Source organism: Nocardioides aquaticus, from assembly GCF_018459925.1.
GTDB classification, from domain to species: Bacteria; Actinomycetota; Actinomycetes; order Propionibacteriales; family Nocardioidaceae; genus Nocardioides; species Nocardioides aquaticus.
Genome location: NZ_CP075371.1, coordinates 3,109,185 through 3,123,583, shown reverse-complemented (window position 1 = coordinate 3,123,583; position 14,399 = coordinate 3,109,185). Strand labels below are relative to the sequence as shown.

The 14,399-nt window shown below is 68.6% G+C and carries 13 protein-coding genes; 12 read left to right on the top strand and 1 reads right to left on the bottom strand.

What is annotated here, in order from left to right:
* Position 1: 1 nt before the first annotated feature.
* The 12 genes from ENKNEFLB_RS15115 (at position 2) to ENKNEFLB_RS15060 (ending at position 10,911) form a co-directional block, all read left to right on the top strand.
* Positions 2-841: a CpaE/TadZ family protein gene (locus tag ENKNEFLB_RS15115; protein WP_214056169.1), complete on the top strand. Its 840-nt coding sequence runs from the start codon at positions 2-4 to the stop codon at positions 839-841.
* On the top strand, positions 838-2,520 hold the full coding sequence (locus tag ENKNEFLB_RS15110) for a TadA family conjugal transfer-associated ATPase (RefSeq protein WP_214056168.1): 1,683 nt from the start codon (positions 838-840) through the stop codon (positions 2,518-2,520). The genes ENKNEFLB_RS15115 and ENKNEFLB_RS15110 overlap by 4 nt, the downstream gene beginning before the upstream one ends.
* On the top strand, positions 2,517-3,449 hold the full coding sequence (locus ENKNEFLB_RS15105) for a type II secretion system F family protein (protein WP_214056167.1): 933 nt from the start codon (positions 2,517-2,519) through the stop codon (positions 3,447-3,449). The genes ENKNEFLB_RS15110 and ENKNEFLB_RS15105 overlap by 4 nt, the downstream gene beginning before the upstream one ends.
* Positions 3,446-4,357 carry a type II secretion system F family protein gene (locus tag ENKNEFLB_RS15100; RefSeq protein ID WP_214056166.1) on the top strand — a complete coding sequence of 304 codons (912 nt, stop codon included), beginning with the start codon at positions 3,446-3,448 and terminating at the stop codon, positions 4,355-4,357. The genes ENKNEFLB_RS15105 and ENKNEFLB_RS15100 overlap by 4 nt, the downstream gene beginning before the upstream one ends.
* A gap of 79 nt (positions 4,358-4,436) precedes the next feature.
* Positions 4,437-4,640 (top strand): hypothetical protein, encoded by a 204-nt coding sequence (locus tag ENKNEFLB_RS15095; protein WP_214056165.1) that lies wholly within the window; start codon positions 4,437-4,439, stop codon positions 4,638-4,640.
* A 6-nt stretch (positions 4,641-4,646) separates the two neighbouring features.
* Positions 4,647-5,042 (top strand): TadE/TadG family type IV pilus assembly protein, encoded by a 396-nt coding sequence (locus ENKNEFLB_RS15090; RefSeq protein ID WP_214056164.1) that lies wholly within the window; start codon positions 4,647-4,649, stop codon positions 5,040-5,042.
* 50 nt (positions 5,043-5,092) lie between these two features.
* Positions 5,093-5,491, top strand: coding sequence for a TadE/TadG family type IV pilus assembly protein (locus ENKNEFLB_RS15085; protein WP_246535571.1), 399 nt, complete (start codon positions 5,093-5,095; stop codon positions 5,489-5,491).
* Positions 5,491-5,940: a TadE/TadG family type IV pilus assembly protein gene (locus ENKNEFLB_RS15080; protein WP_229662554.1), complete on the top strand. Its 450-nt coding sequence runs from the start codon at positions 5,491-5,493 to the stop codon at positions 5,938-5,940. The genes ENKNEFLB_RS15085 and ENKNEFLB_RS15080 overlap by 1 nt, the downstream gene beginning before the upstream one ends.
* A 58-nt stretch (positions 5,941-5,998) precedes the next feature.
* Entirely contained in the window at positions 5,999-9,154 is a 3,156-nt protein-coding gene (locus tag ENKNEFLB_RS15075; RefSeq protein WP_214056162.1) for a LysM peptidoglycan-binding domain-containing protein, read from the top strand.
* Positions 9,155-9,176: 22 nt separating this feature from the next.
* Positions 9,177-9,452 carry a hypothetical protein gene (locus tag ENKNEFLB_RS15070; protein ID WP_214056161.1) on the top strand — a complete coding sequence of 92 codons (276 nt, stop codon included), beginning with the start codon at positions 9,177-9,179 and terminating at the stop codon, positions 9,450-9,452.
* Positions 9,449-10,021, top strand: coding sequence for an IseA DL-endopeptidase inhibitor family protein (locus tag ENKNEFLB_RS15065; protein WP_214056160.1), 573 nt, complete (start codon positions 9,449-9,451; stop codon positions 10,019-10,021). Before ENKNEFLB_RS15070 ends, ENKNEFLB_RS15065 begins: the two co-directional genes overlap by 4 nt.
* The gene (locus ENKNEFLB_RS15060) at positions 10,015-10,911 is read left to right on the top strand and encodes a hypothetical protein (protein WP_214056159.1); all 897 of its coding nucleotides are present in this window, start codon (positions 10,015-10,017) and stop codon (positions 10,909-10,911) included. Before ENKNEFLB_RS15065 ends, ENKNEFLB_RS15060 begins: the two co-directional genes overlap by 7 nt.
* A 369-nt stretch (positions 10,912-11,280) precedes the next feature.
* Here the strand turns inward: ENKNEFLB_RS15060 and ENKNEFLB_RS15055 are convergent, their stop codons facing one another.
* Positions 11,281-14,112 carry an NACHT domain-containing protein gene (locus tag ENKNEFLB_RS15055; protein ID WP_214056158.1) on the bottom strand — a complete coding sequence of 944 codons (2,832 nt, stop codon included), beginning with the start codon at positions 14,110-14,112 and terminating at the stop codon, positions 11,281-11,283.
* Between the last annotated feature and the right edge of the window lie 287 nt (positions 14,113-14,399).

The following is a 14,399-nucleotide window of genomic DNA, read 5'->3' as shown; positions in this document are numbered from 1 at the left end:
CATGGCGGTGATCGTCCTGGCCTCCGCGAGCGGTTCGCCCGGCGTGTCCACCACGGCGCTCGGGCTAACCCTCAACTGGCACCGACCCGTGCTCTTGGTCGACGCAGACCCGACCGGATCCTCCTCGGTCTTCGCCGGCTACTTCCAGGGCGCCCAGGAGCCGACCGGCGGCCTGATCAACCTCGCTCTCTCCCTGCGCGAGGGAACGCTGGCGGACGCACTGCCCCGCGAGACGCTGCTGCTGGACCCCGAGGCGCCGGCCGAGCGGTCTGCTTGGTTCCTACCCGGCATCCGGGCCCACGAGCAGGCCCCGAGCCTGCTGCCGCTGTGGGAACCGCTCACCGAGCAACTGCGCGCCCTCGACCGCAACGGCCAGGACGTCATCGTCGACGCCGGACGACTCGGCCTCGCCGGCTGGCCCCTGCCGCTGATCGCTGCCTCCGACCTAACCCTGCTCGTCACCCGAAGTTCGCTGCCGGCTCTGGCCGGTGCCACCAGCTGGGCCAAGACCCTGCGGGCGCAGTTCGCCGCGGTCGGTGGGCTCTCCCGTCTCGGGGGCCTCCTCGTCGACGAGGAGCGACGCTGGCCCACGCTTCCCACCGGCGCCCGAGTCCGGCCCTACGCCGCACGCCACATCGCCAAGGCCCTCCAGATCCCCGTGGTCGCCTCCGTGGACTGGGAGCCCGAGGTGGCCGAGGTCTACTCCCACGGCGCCCGCAAGCCTCGCAAGTTCGAGTCCTCCGGGCTGCTGCGCGGCTACCGGGGCAGCACCGCCGCCATCCAGTCCATCCTCGGCGCCAACCAGGTCGCCCTCGCTTCCACGAACGGAGGCCACGCATGAGCACCAACGGACACAACTCGGAGACCAACGGCCGCGACCCGCTGCGCGCAGACGAGTGGCTTGAGGCCCGCCATGCCGCGAACCGCGAGCAGACCTCGCCCTTTGCCCGCGGCCGCGGCACCAGCGGCACCCCGCCGCCCCCGGCGCCGGTCCTCGAGGACCACGACCCGACCTCGCTGCCGATCTTCGCCGGCGCCTGGACCAGCGAAGGCCAGGGCCAGCTGCCTGGCCGCGCCCGCTCGGAGTTCAGCCTGCGCCCGCTGGTGGCGCCCGCACCGGAGGAGCTCCACGACACCCGCGGCGCGGATGGCGAGGTCGAGTTGGACTGGGAGCTGATCGCGCAGTACCGCGCCGAGATCTCGTCGCGACTGACCGCCCGGCTCGACAAGGAAGGTGGCCGGGTCACCGAAGAGGACCGCGAGCAGATGGGCCTCGACGTCATCGAGGAGCTCATCAAATCCGAGGCCGAGACGCTGGTCTCCACCGGTCGGCCGCCGTGGACTAAGGACCACGAGAAGGCACTCAAATCCGCCCTCCACGCCGCCCTGTTCGGACTCGGCCGCCTGCAGCCCCTGGTCGAGCGCGAGGACGTCGAGAACATCATCGTCATCGCCCGCGGCCCGGTCTGCTCCGTGTGGCTGGAGCTGGTCGACGGCACCCTTGTGGAGGCCGCCCCGATCGCCGACTCCGAGGACGACCTGCGCGAGCTCCTCTCCGACCTAGGCGCACGGCAGAACCGGCCCTTCACCGAGGCCCGGCCACACCTGGACCTCCGGCTGCCCGGGGGAGCGCGGCTCGCGGCCGGCTCCTGGGTGATGGCCTACACCTCCGTCGTGATCCGGCGCCACAGCATGCGCGAAGTGTCGATTGACGAGATGGTCTACGACCGCAAGGCATGTAGCCCGGTCCTGGCCGACTTCGTCGCAACCTGCGTGCGTGCCGGCAAGAGCATCGTCGTCTCAGGCGTCCAAGGCAGCGGCAAGACCACCTGGGTCCGCGCCCTGTGCTCGTGCATCCCTCCTTGGGAGATGATCGGCACCTTCGAGACCGAGTTCGAGCTGCACCTGCACGAGCTCGTCGACCGCCACAAGATCGTCCACGCCTGGGAGCACCGCCCCGGATCCGGCGAGGTCGGCATCGACGGCCGTCAGGCCGGTGAGTTCAGCCTCGAGGAGGCCATCCACCACTCCTTCCGGTTCAACCTCGCCCGCCAGATCGTCGGTGAGGTCCGCGGCCCGGAGGTCTGGGACATGCTCAAGGCCATGGAGTCCGGGCCGGGCTCGATCAGCACCACCCACGCCCGCAGCGCCGAGCACACTATTGAGAAGCTCGTCTCCTGCGCCATGGAGAAGGGCCCCCAGGTCACCCGCGAGCTGGCGATCAGCAAGCTGGCCGCGGCGATCGACATCGTGATGTACCTGCGCTCGGAGGTCGTCGCGAATCCCGACGGCACCTTCCGCAAGCAGCGCTGGGTCGAGGAGGTCTTGGTCGTCCAGCCCAGCATCGACGCCGCCAGGGGATACGCCGCCACCCCGATATTCGCCCCTAACCAGCTCGCCCAGGCCGTCGCGACCGGCAAGCTCGACAATTTCCTCGCCCAGGAGTTGGCGCGGCATGGGTTCGACCTCGAGGCGTACAAGGCCGAGTCCCAGGCCAACCCGGGGGTGGCCACCTCATGACCAACGCGTTCCTGCCCGCCGTCTTCGGCGCCCTCATCGTCATCGGCCTGATCGGGATGGTCTACGCGCTGACCCCCGCGCCGCCCAAGCCGCCACGGCCCGCCCGGACCGGCACCCCGTTCGGGCGACTGGGAAACTGGTTCATCAGGCTCGACCGGCGCACCCGCATGCTGATGGTCGGCGGTGCCGTGGCCGGCCTCCTGGTCGCACTGGTGAGCGGCTGGGTGATCGCGATCGTGCTCGTCCCGGCCGGGATCATCGGTATCCCGCTGCTGCTCACGCCCCCGCCGGCGGCCGCGAGCATCGAGAAGCTCGAGGCACTCGAGGAGTGGACGCGGTCCCTCTCAGGCAAACTGACCGCCGGCCAGTCCCTGCGCTCGGCGCTCATCAAGTCCCTGCAGTCCGCGCCGGCGCCGATCCAGCGCGAGGTCGGACTGATGGTCTCCCGGCTGTGGAACAACACCACCAGCACCGAGGACGTACTACGCGCCTTCGCCGAGGACCTCAACGACTCCACCGGCGACGTCGTGGCCAGCCAACTGATCCTCGCCGCCAGCGGCCGCGGCCAGGCCGGACTGTCCAAGGCGCTGGACGCGCTCGCCGAGACCGTCGCCTCCGACGTGCGCGCCCGCCGCCAGATCGCCGCCGACCAGGCCAAGCCCCGCACCACCGCCCGCACAGTCACCGTGATCACCCTCGGTGTGCTCGGCATGCTGGCCTTCACCGGCGACTACATCGAGCCCTACGGCTCCCCACTGGGCCAGGTCATCCTCGCCGTCCTGCTCTCGGCCTACGTAGCCACCTTGCTGTGGATGCGCCGGATGGCCGTCGCCAAGCCGCTCCCGCGGTTCCTCGACCTCCAGGCCCGCAACGCGCACCGCGCCGCCCAAAGCACGGCACCGGTCGAGAACCAAGGAGCACTCGCATGACCGGCCTGCAGATCGCCCTCGCCAGCGGCACCCTCCTAGGGCTGGCCCTCGCTCTGCTCGTATGGCGCCTCGCGCCGTCTGACCCCGACCTGGCCGACGCCCTGGACCGTCTCTCACCTGACTACGTCGTGCCCCGCCGCAACACTCCCGGCCCCGACGTCGACGCCGGCACCGGCTCGGCGGTCGATCGGATTGGCCTGTGGGCGCTGAAGAACCTGCCCGGCGGCGCCTGGGCACACACGCCCCGCAAGGACTTGGCCATCCTGCAGATCAGCGAGACCCGGTTCTACGGCGAGAAGGTCGTCTGGGCACTGCTCGGCCTGGTCATGCCGCCACTGCTGGCCGCCTTCTTCATGCTGATCGGCCTGCCGCTGCCGTTTGCCATCCCGACGCTCGGCTCGCTGGCCCTGGCCGCCCTGTTCTGGTTTATGCCCAACTACAACGCCGCCGACGACGCCAAGAAGGCCCACATCGAGTTCAGCCGAGCCCTGGGCGCCTACATCGACATGGTCGCCACCGGCGTGCGCGACGGATCCAGCGGCCAGCAGGCACTGCGCTCCGCGGCGGAGGTCGGCGACACCTGGGTGTTCAAGCGGATCGAGAGCGAGCTGCGCCGCGCCCGGTACATGACCCGTGCGCCGTGGGACTCGCTGCACGGTCTGGCCGACGACCTCGCCGTCCCCGAGCTCGACGACCTCGCCGACATCATGCAGCAATCCGGCCAGGACGGAGCCCAGATCTACAACAACCTCCGAGCCCGCGCCGCCGCACTCCGCTCAGCAATGCTCAGCGCCGAGGTCGGCAAGGCCAACGCCACCTCCGAGCGCATGTACATCCCCGCCAGCCTGCTCGGCGTCGTCTTCATGGCGATCCTCGTCGCCCCCTCGATGCTCCGCTTCACCACCTGACCGACCGACCTAACACCGACCCCAACAACCAGGGTCACCCAGACCGCAACACCCGAACAAACCAGGAAGGAAGAACCCGATGTTGAAGCTCTTCATCGCCCTCCAGATGGCAGCGCTGACCACGCTCGCCTCCCTCGAGGACCGCGTCACCAGGCAGCGCGACGAGCGCGGCTCCGTCACGATCGAGCAGGTCATCTGGGCCGGCGCCGTGATCGTCATCGTCGGCATCGTCGTCGCGGCCATCAAGTTCTTCGTGACCAGCGAGTCCGCCAAGATCAAGTAGGCCGCCATGTTCGCCAGCTTCCACCGCCGCAGCCGGGACGAACGCGGATCAGTGACCATCCAGATGGTCTTCCTGATGCCTGCGCTCTTCCTGGTGATGTTCCTCGGCCTCCAGGGCGCCCTGTACTACCACGCGAAGCAGGTAGCGCTCGCGGCCGCGCAAGAGGGCGCCCGCGAGGCAGGCAGCGAGACCGGCACCCGCGACGCCGGTGTGTCTACGGCGAACACGTTCCTCCAGGACGCCGGCGGATCCGACGTGATGACCTCCACCACCGTCTCCGGATCACGGACCACGACCACCGCCACGATCACCGTCACCGGCAAGTCCATGAGCGTGATCCCCGGCTGGCACGTCACCGTCACCCAGAGCGCCAGCGTCCCGGTCGAAAGGCTGACGGAATGATCTCGTGGGTTCACGATTCCCGACGACGGCGCCGGGACGAGCGCGGATCGGTGGCCATCGAGGCCGCGATCGGCCTCCCGGCCTTCGGCCTTTTCGTGGCGATGATCATTCTCGGCGGCCGCGTGGAGATCGCCAACCAGGCAGTGGACGCAGCCGCCTTCGAGGCAGCCCGCGCGGCCTCGATCGAGCGGACCCAGAGTGAGGCGATCAGCTCCGGAAAGTCCGCGGCCGCCAGCAGCCTGAACGACCAGGGTCTTCAGTGCACGACCACCAACATCACGGTCAACGCCGCGGCGTTCAACGCCCCGTTGGGAACCACCGGTCAAGTGACCGCCACAGTGACCTGCAAGGTCGACGTCGCGGACCTGAGCATCCCCGGCCTCCCCGGCACTCGGACGATCACCGCGACCGCCAGCAGCCCCGTCGACGCCTACCGGGAGCGTCGATGATGAGCCACCGCATCCGAAGCCTCACGACGCGGCGCTCGCGCGATGAGCGCGGCTCCATCAGCGTCTGGTTCGCGACTGCGTCCTTCGCGATGATCATCCTCGTCGGGATGGCCGTCGACCTAGGCGGCAAGGTCCACACCCAGCAGCAGGCCCGCAGCGCGGCATCCCAGGCCGCCCGCACTGGCGCCCAGGAGGTCCAGGGCTCGACCGCGGTGCGCGGCGAGGACCTCCGCGTCGACATCTACGCCGCCAAGGCGGCTGCCTTGGACTACCTCCACGCCGCCGGCGTGGAGGGAACCGCGCGCGTCGTCGACGGCGACACCCTGATCGTCACCACCACCGACACCTACACCAGCAAGTTCCTCGGGATCATCGGCCTGGACACCATGCAGGTCACCGGGGAGGCGTCCGCGCGGCTCATCCGCGCCGAAGGAGGCATCGAGAGATGACTACGCCCACCCATCCCCCCTGGGCCATCGACTCACCGGCCTCGCGGCCTCGGTCGCCGTGCTCGGCATCGTCCTCGGGCTGCCCGCACTGTTCCTCGCGATCGGTGCTAGCCCGATCCCGGACCAGGTGCCGACCCTCGACGGCATCAAGAACGCGCTCCTGGCGCCCGACGACGGCACGCTAATGCTCGGGCTGTTCAAGGTGATCGGCTGGGTCGCGTGGGCCTTCATGGCGCTGAGCCTGGTCGTGGAGGCCATCGCACGGCTCCGTAAGGTCCAGGCGCCCCAGCTGCCGGGCCTGGGTCGGCCGCAGGCCGCAGCCCGTGGCCTGATCGGCCTTGCGGCGTTGCTGTTCATCGCCGCGCCCATCGCCGCGCAGGCAGCCACGATCAGCTCGGCCGCTGCTGCCCCGGTGGCGGTGGGACACGTCACCGCCGGTGCCGTCGACCAGGCGCCTGCCCAGCAGGACGTCAAGGTCGAGACGAAGCAGGAGCGCAAGGGTCCTGAGACCGCCGACCACACAGTGAAGGTGGGGGAGAGCCTGTGGTCGATCGCCGAGGACCACTTCGGCGACGGCGCCCGCTACAAGGAGCTCGTCGACCTTAACCGCGACCTCCTCGGCACGCAGCCGAGCTTCCTCGAGCCCGGGTGGGTCCTCAAGCTGCCCGCGCACCACGGCGGGGCACCGGCGCACGACTACACCGTGCAGCCCAACGACACCCTCAGCGAGATCGCCCAAGAGCAGCTCGGCGACGCCGACCGCTGGCCCGAGATCTACCAGGCCTCCACCGGAATCACCCAGCCCGGCGGGACCCAGCTGACCGACCCCGACATCATCGACATCGGCTGGAAGCTCAACATCCCCGGCGCCGAGACGCCCGGCACCCCGGAGGACCAGCAGCTGGTCGACCCGCCGGCCGAAGAAGAGCCGCCGGCCGAGGAGGAGCCTCCTGTCGCCCCGGAGTCCGATGTGCCCGAGACGGCCGCGCCCGACGTCGCACCGCCCCAGGCCGAGGAGCCGTCGGCGCCCGCGGCCGACGTCGACCAAGTCGACGACGCTGACGACTCGATCCTCGACGCGCCGTGGGTGCTCGCCGGTCTGACCGGCGGGGGCGTCCTGCTGTCCGGAGCACTGCTCATGGCCCTGCGGTCCCGCCGCCGCGCCGGCTACCGGAACCGGACACCAGGCCGCGCGATCGCCGCCCCGCCTCCGGAGCTCGCGCCGGTCGAGATGACCCTGAACGCCACCGGTGCTGCGGCTGCGGCCACCGTGGAGTTCGCCGACGAGGCGCTGCGCCGGCTCGCGGCCGCCGTCGGCGCGCAAGGCACCACGATGCCGCCGCTCGCTGCCGTGGAACTCGCGAACGGCAAGTTGACGCTTCACCTGAGCGCGCCGGCCGCCGTCCCGGCGCCGTGGGTGGGTAGCCCCGACCAGACCCACTGGCACGTCAGCACGGACACCGCCGCCGACGAGCTCGGCCCTGACACCGGCAATGTCGAGCCGCCCTACCCGCTCCTGGCCACCATTGGGATGAGCGGCACCGGCGAGACATGGCTGCTCAACTGCGAGGAGCTGTCCACCCTCACGATCAGCGGCGACCCGACCTACGGTCGAGACTTCGCCCGCCACCTCGCCGCGCAGCTGGCCGTCAACCCGTGGTCGCGGCGCGTCCAGGTCGACTGCATCGGCGTGGCTGAGGAAGCCGTCGTCATGGACGAGCGGATCAGCTACTACCCGACCGGAGCAGCTGGGTCGCCCGCGGCCGCCGACGCCCTCGCGGCCGCCGTCACCACGGTCGACCGAGCCCAGCGACACAACACCGACGTGTCCACGGCCCGCACCGGCAGCGTCGACGACGACACCTGGCCCGCCCGGATGCTGCTGCTCGACGCGGCCACCGGAGACCCCGAGGACCTCGAGCAGCTGCTGCAGCTGGTCAACGACCACGTCGGGCAGTCCGCCACCTCCATCGTCGTCGCCGGCGAACGCCCCAACACGCCCGGCGCCGTCCTGCACATGACGAACACCGGTCGCGTCGTCCTCGAGCACGTCGGCCTCAACCTCATCGCCGTCGGCCTCACCAGCGACGAAGCCCGCGGCTGCGCACTGGTCTACGGACAGAGCGAGGTCACCGAGGACGTACCTGTTCCGGTCGACGAGACCGCCACCGACGGCTGGGAGGCCTACACCGACCAGTCCGGGGCACTGCGCCGCGAGTACACCCTGCCGCGCAACACCCTCGCGGACACCGTCGACGAGCCGCTTTCCTCCCTCCTGGAGGGCGACGACGAGGACTACATCCGGCAGAGCGCGATCGTGAAGGAGGACCTCGAGACGCTGGCGCCGAAGGTGCCCGAGCACGTCCGAGCCGAGGTCGAACAGAGCGACCCCACTCTCGACCAAGACATCGCCGACTGGTTCTCGACCAACTGCGACCGTCCAAGGCTCAGCCTGCTCGGCCCGGTCACCGCGCGCACCCACGGCAAGGCGCTGGCCAAGCGCAGGCCCTACTTCACCGAGCTGCTCGCGTACCTGGCCATGCACCGCAAGCACGGAGCCACCCGCGAGGAGATCGGCGAGGCATTCGGGATCACCCCCGGCAAGGTGCGTGACTACACCAACACCGTCCGCGAGTGGCTGGGCACTAACGCCACCGCTGGAGAGCCCCACCTGCCCCACGCCGACAAGGCCCCTGCCACCAAGCTCCGCGGCGTTAACGTCTACCAGGTCGACGACGGTCTCCTGGTCGATCTCCACCTCTTTCTCCGGCTGCGCAAGCGCGGGCAGGCCCGGGGCGGAGCGGAAGGCGTCGCTGACCTCTGCACCGCGCTCGAGCTGGTCGGCGAGGCGAAGCCGTTCAGCCAGCTGCGTGAAGAGGGATGGTCTTGGCTCGTCAACGAGCCCGACCGCGTCGACCTCATGGCTTCAGGCTGGATCGCCGACGTCGCCCTCATCGTCGTCACCGAGGCTCTCGCCGCAGGCGATCTGGTCAAGGCCCGCTCCGCCGCCTACGTCGCCAACCGGGCCGACCCTGACGGCGAGAGCACCCGCCTGTGCCTGGCCCACGTCATGAAGGCCGAGGGCGACCAGCTCGAGGCCGACCGGATCCTCCGCGAGGAGATCTGCAACCGGTCCGACGACGGCGACGCCCCCATGGAACTGTCGGAGCGCACGAAGACCATCATCAGTACCCACGGCTGGCTCGCGAGCTGACTCGGGAAGGGAGCACCAGCACATGACCACCTTCAACCAGGAGCTCACCGGCCGCTACGTCGCGGCCGGCGGCGACCGCCCCGACCTCGACGCCCGACGCGTCGCCAGAGCCGTCTTCGTCCGCGACACCGTCCGCACCCTCTACGACGCCGACAAGCGATTCGGCATCGACCCCGCCGACAACGGCTCGCTGGCCGAGCTCGTCGACGCCGCCGAAAAACACCTCGAGCACATCGCCACCGACGTCAGCCAGCGATCAGTCATGGCGCCGCCCAACACAGGAGGAGACACCGCATGAGGAAGCACCACTCCGCACTCGGGGGAGTGGCCCTCGCCCTCGCCCTCGCCCTCACCCTCACGGGCTGCTCGGACGACGGCACCGACCCCGAGGCCGAGGACACCCCGACCGCTACGCCGAGCTCGAGCCCGACGAGCACTGCGCCGACGCCGCAGACCCCCGAGGAGAAGGCGGCGGCCCAGCTGGCGATGTACCTCGAGGTACGCGACCTCGCTTACCGGAAGCGGGACATCAACTTCAAGGCGCTCAACCCGGTCGCGACCGGTGAGGAGTTTCTGCAGTTGCAGCACACCGTCGCGAGCATGATGAATGAAAACGTCACGGTGACCGGGGAGTACGCACATACGCTCGACGAGCCGCGGAATCGCGGGACCTCGATTCTGATAGTCGACTGCGAGGACCGCACCAAGGTCACCTGGAAGAACGACGGGGCGATCCGGCAACCGGACTTCACGGACCCCAACGGAGACCCGCTCCGCAACCCCGCCCCGGTTGAGTACACGCTCGTCAAGGACAAGGGTGCTTGGAAGGTCTCCGACTCGGACCTGCTTTGGGACCAGCCATGCTGAGGAGACTCATTGCCCTCTTGGTGGCGTTGGCAGGGTCGCTCGTCATCGTGTTCGTCACCGCCTCCGCCGCGAGCGCTGACTGCACAGCGGACCCGGTGACCGGCGAAGTTGTCTGTGACGACGAGGATGGCGGCAACGATGGCGGTGACGGCGGTGACACCGGTGGCTCGTCGACTTGCTCGACCTCGGACGGTAGGGAGATCCCGTGCACTGGCCCCGGCGGGTCGGTATGGAGCAGCAGCCATCAGTGCTGGGTCGGCGACGTCTGGGATCCGGGTGGGGAGGGCCCACTGCCGCCCCCTGGACAGACCAATGAGGATGGTGCGTGGCACATCTGCTACTGGCCGCCCCCAGGCTCCTCATGGAATCCGGTCTGGATCCAGAACGGCACGGTCACGATCGACCCGGTGGTTCTCGCCAATCGCGCGATCGCATCGATGGACCTGGATCCGATCAGGATCGGCATCGTTCCCGAGCCTGGCCCCAACCGTGTCGGACTCGTTGGTCTGCCGGTGTGGATGTGGGTCGACAGCCCGACCGATGACACGTTCGGACCGATCACCGCGTCCGCCAGCGAAGGGCCGGTCTCGGTCAGCGCCACCGCCAGCGTCTCCAGCATCGTGTGGAACATGGGCGACGGCACCAAGGTGACCTGCACCGGCAAGGGGACGCCGTACGCCGATCACTACGGCAAGCAGGACTCCCCGACCTGCGGGCACCGCTACGCGAAGATGTCGACCGACCAGCCCGAGGGTGCGTACCAGGTCACCGCGGCCAGTCACTGGGTGGTCGAGTGGACCGGTGGCGGGCAGTCCGGAACCATCGAGTTCGACCTGGCCACAGAGCCCCTCCCGATCCGCATCGGGGAGGCCCAGGTGCTGACCCAGTGACCCTGTACTAGCCGACCGACCACCGACACAGGTCCCCGTCCTCACAGCAGCAAGGGGACCTGTGTCGTTCGCTGCCCGAGCGCGCCCCGAGGCACCGGGCCCGCCGAGCGGAGCTGCTCGTGCTGCCGCTGCTGGACGTGAAAGAGCCCCAGGCGTCTCGGGTCACCTGGGGCTTGTGAGAAGTAGACATGGGGTGGCTCGCCTGCGCTGATGAATAGAAGATCGCGCGGACCTAGACGCTCGCCGTCGGGGTGCCAGGTGGCCCGTCACGTGACCTGGGTGCCGCCCTCCTGGCGGTCTGGGGTCCGCCGATCTGCGAGCTCGCCCTCGACACAGCGTGGCCTGACGGCCGCGTGGTCCGGCAGGGAGTCAGGCGAGGATGCAGTCGGCGAGTGGGGCGCGGAAGCGCTGCGAGAGCACGGATCTGAGTTGGAGGAACAGTGACACGTCGCCGGGGAGCACGTGAGCGACAGCTGCGCTCAGTACTGCTGCCGCCTCGGGGATGTTCAGGCAGGCGATGAGGTCGGCTTCGTGCTGCTCGACGAAGACCTCGTCCTTGATTGCCTTCATCGCGGCGGCAGCGCCACGGATGACAGGGTCGAGAGCGGCGGGGTGGGGGCTGGTGTCGAGCTCGTCGTCGAAGGCGGTCCAGTCCACGCCCGGCGGACAGGGGTGGGGAGTGCTGGCCAGCTGGTTCAGGACCAAGCCGAGTCCCAGTGTGCGCTCGTTGACCTGCAGATCGTGCTCGATGGCGGACACCATCTCGGCCGCGCTGGCGACCGTCAGACGGTTTGCGGTGGCTGTGACGCCCGCACGCATCATTCGCGCTACTGCGTCTCGTTGTTCGGCACCACTGTCGGCGTAGCGCAGAAGGATGCGTAGCGACCGGTCCAGGTTGAACGCAGAGGGCGCGTCCAGTACGTGGAGCCCGTGAGCCAAGATGCGGCGGCTCCAGTTCGGCCATGCGCGCGCCATACCGTCGTCGAGGACGTCGAGAGCTACCTCGGGGCCGATCGGTAGATGCGATCCGAATCGTTCGGGAGCTTCCTGGTCGACCGTCTCGATGAGCTCGACCACGGCCTGGTGTTCGTGGGCGCGAGGTTCCGCGAACATCTTTCCTGTCGCGAACAACCAGGTGTTGCGCCAATGTGGGCTGGGGGCCAGGAGACGTAGCCGGTTGATCAGGGTCTCAAGGGGCGCGTCGCTGATTCGCCGGGCCGCCATGAGTTCTTGGAGTGAGCGCACGTCGAAACCGAAGCCGTCGTTCCGGGGCGCGATCAGGACCAGTCGCTGTGTCGCAGACCTAATGATCGAGTCCAGGACGTCGGAGTGGTGCCCGTCGGGCTTGAACTCGGCGTCGTTGAGGATGTGCCAGACGATTTCGCGCAGCTCCGGCTCTGTTAGGACGGCCGTGGAGTGGTCGGCCGTCTCGCTGCGCTGTTGAAGCACGAAGCCGGCGCGCTCGTGAAGCTGGTGGATGAACGGCTCGTACTTGGTCAGGAGCGTGCGGACCATCGTCGGTTTGTTGCGCTCTCGTCGTACGACGGTGTCGTAATAGCTCCAGAAGAGGCTATACCGGTCTGGTGCGATGGTCCCCGCGCCGTCGACGATGATCGAGAGGATGAGGACCTGCAGCGGCGTCCGCAGCAGTTTGACGAGGTTCTCATCCTGCGCAGCGTTCCGAAGGGCCGTGACGACCTTGCCGATCCGCTCCTCGTCGCCGCTAAGGCGTACTTGGGCGGCCTTAGTTCCGAAGGCGACGGCCTCAGCGGGTGTCAGGTCGTCGAGTCCGACGGTTTCGAACGACGTCGGGTCGATGTTTTCGGTGTAGCCAACCGGGCGGGTCGTGATGACGGCAAGTAGGTCGCATCGGTCCCCCTCTGCGTTGTTGACGAACTCCACGACGCGCTCGATCACCGTGCGCCGCGTCTCTGGCTCGGTGACCTCGTCCAGGCCATCGAATACGACTAGCCAGGGCCAAGCGCGCAGCCAGGAGGTCAACGTGGCGGGAGTGACGGTGCCATGGTTCGACTTCTTGCTGATGTGTTCGGCCACGTATCGCATCAGCGATTCGTCGAGCTTGTGGCCTCGTTCCTCCGCGTAGTCGGCGAGGTCGATGCGCAGCGGCCAGCGCCGGTGCCGCGGGAGTTGGTGCCCCAGCCTCCGCAGCACGTCCTCGGTCCCGGTGATCACGGTGTCGTGGTTGGCCGCTAGTGCCGTGGAGCCTTTGAGCGCTGCAACCCGGTATGCCTGCACGATCAGCTTGGAGATCGTGGTCTTCCCGTTGCCCGGCTGGCCGGTGAGGACGACGTGGCGCGGCCCGTCCACAGCTGTGATGTCTCGGGCTAGGAGGTTGTCTCCCCGCTCGAAGACATGCCGCAGCACGGTGCTCCTGTGGCCTCCGCCCGGGAAGGTCACGGGGAGATCGATGGCGACCTCGTGCACCGGGATGCCGCGGTTTTCGCGGTCACCGGCGTCGTCGAAGTACACCAGCCCGTCTGAGAGGAGTTCGGTGCGTGCCTGGTCGAGCAGAACCGGTTCGCTGTCCTTAACGGCGATGTTGCCCGTGAGCTCAGAGATGAAGGTGAAGACGTCGCTGGCAGTCAAGAAGGCGTCGAACCGGCGGCGCACGCCTTCCTGCGTGCTCAACAGAGCATCGAGCTGGTTGCCGTCCCAGAATCGGATCGTCTTGATGTGCGCGATCCGCTTGCGCCGCTGGACCCTATCGAGAATTGCATCCTGATCGTCGATGTCGCGGCTGGGGTCGTTGAGCCTGTCGCGGTAGGCCCTGATGTTCCTGCGGATGGCGTCGTGGCCGCCCGTGTTCTGAACGGGCGTGAGTGCGACGTTGGTGATGAAGACGAGCTGATCGGGCAGGGGATCGCGCGGGTCCTTCTTATCCCACTCAGCCCAGGCGTCGAGTTCCTTCTTGACCTCTCCCCACAACCACGAGGCATTGGTGGTCTCCGAGTCGGAGATCTTGTCGTGGTGCTTGACCTGGAAGACGGTGTAACCGCTGAAGGTGTCTGCTGAGGACTCGAGTGCTGAGGCGAACTTCAGGTTGCCCTCGAAGTACAGATCGCGGCCGCCGTCCTTGCCAGCGCCCATGACCTGGACACCTGGGCCGAACTCGGCGATCGCCAGCGCAGCGGCCATCGACTGAAAGGCACCGGGGCTCAACAACTGCAGCTGGTGCTTCACGGACGACTCCACTGTTCGACGGACGGCTCAAGGTAGCAACGCGCAGCGACACGGCGTGGTCGAACCGCGCGGTCACCCGTCCGCCTGTCACCAGGGCGCTGCCGCGGAGCGAATCCCTACCGGTTCGGTGTTGAGGAGGTAGGTGCGTCGCGGTTGGAAACGTTCGGCGCATCTCGACAAACAGGCGTCGCGCCACCCTGGTCAAGAATTTTCTACAACTTTCGGGGGGACGCCCTCTGACCTGCGGAAACGCGCGTCCCCCCTCTGCGTCCCCCCTCCAAATCAGG

Bases quoted from the DNA above. Each gene is read 5' to 3' on its own strand.
- ENKNEFLB_RS15115 (WP_214056169.1), top strand. From the start codon at position 2: ATGGCGGTGATCGTCCTGGCCTCCGCGAGCGGTTCGCCCGGCGTGTCC.
- ENKNEFLB_RS15110 (WP_214056168.1), top strand. From the start codon at position 838: ATGAGCACCAACGGACACAACTCGGAGACCAACGGCCGCGACCCGCTG.
- ENKNEFLB_RS15105 (WP_214056167.1), top strand. From the start codon at position 2,517: ATGACCAACGCGTTCCTGCCCGCCGTCTTCGGCGCCCTCATCGTCATC.
- ENKNEFLB_RS15100 (WP_214056166.1), top strand. From the start codon at position 3,446: ATGACCGGCCTGCAGATCGCCCTCGCCAGCGGCACCCTCCTAGGGCTG.
- ENKNEFLB_RS15095 (WP_214056165.1), top strand. From the start codon at position 4,437: ATGTTGAAGCTCTTCATCGCCCTCCAGATGGCAGCGCTGACCACGCTC.
- ENKNEFLB_RS15090 (WP_214056164.1), top strand. From the start codon at position 4,647: ATGTTCGCCAGCTTCCACCGCCGCAGCCGGGACGAACGCGGATCAGTG.
- ENKNEFLB_RS15080 (WP_229662554.1), top strand. From the start codon at position 5,491: ATGAGCCACCGCATCCGAAGCCTCACGACGCGGCGCTCGCGCGATGAG.
- ENKNEFLB_RS15070 (WP_214056161.1), top strand. From the start codon at position 9,177: ATGACCACCTTCAACCAGGAGCTCACCGGCCGCTACGTCGCGGCCGGC.
- ENKNEFLB_RS15065 (WP_214056160.1), top strand. From the start codon at position 9,449: ATGAGGAAGCACCACTCCGCACTCGGGGGAGTGGCCCTCGCCCTCGCC.
- ENKNEFLB_RS15060 (WP_214056159.1), top strand. From the start codon at position 10,015: ATGCTGAGGAGACTCATTGCCCTCTTGGTGGCGTTGGCAGGGTCGCTC.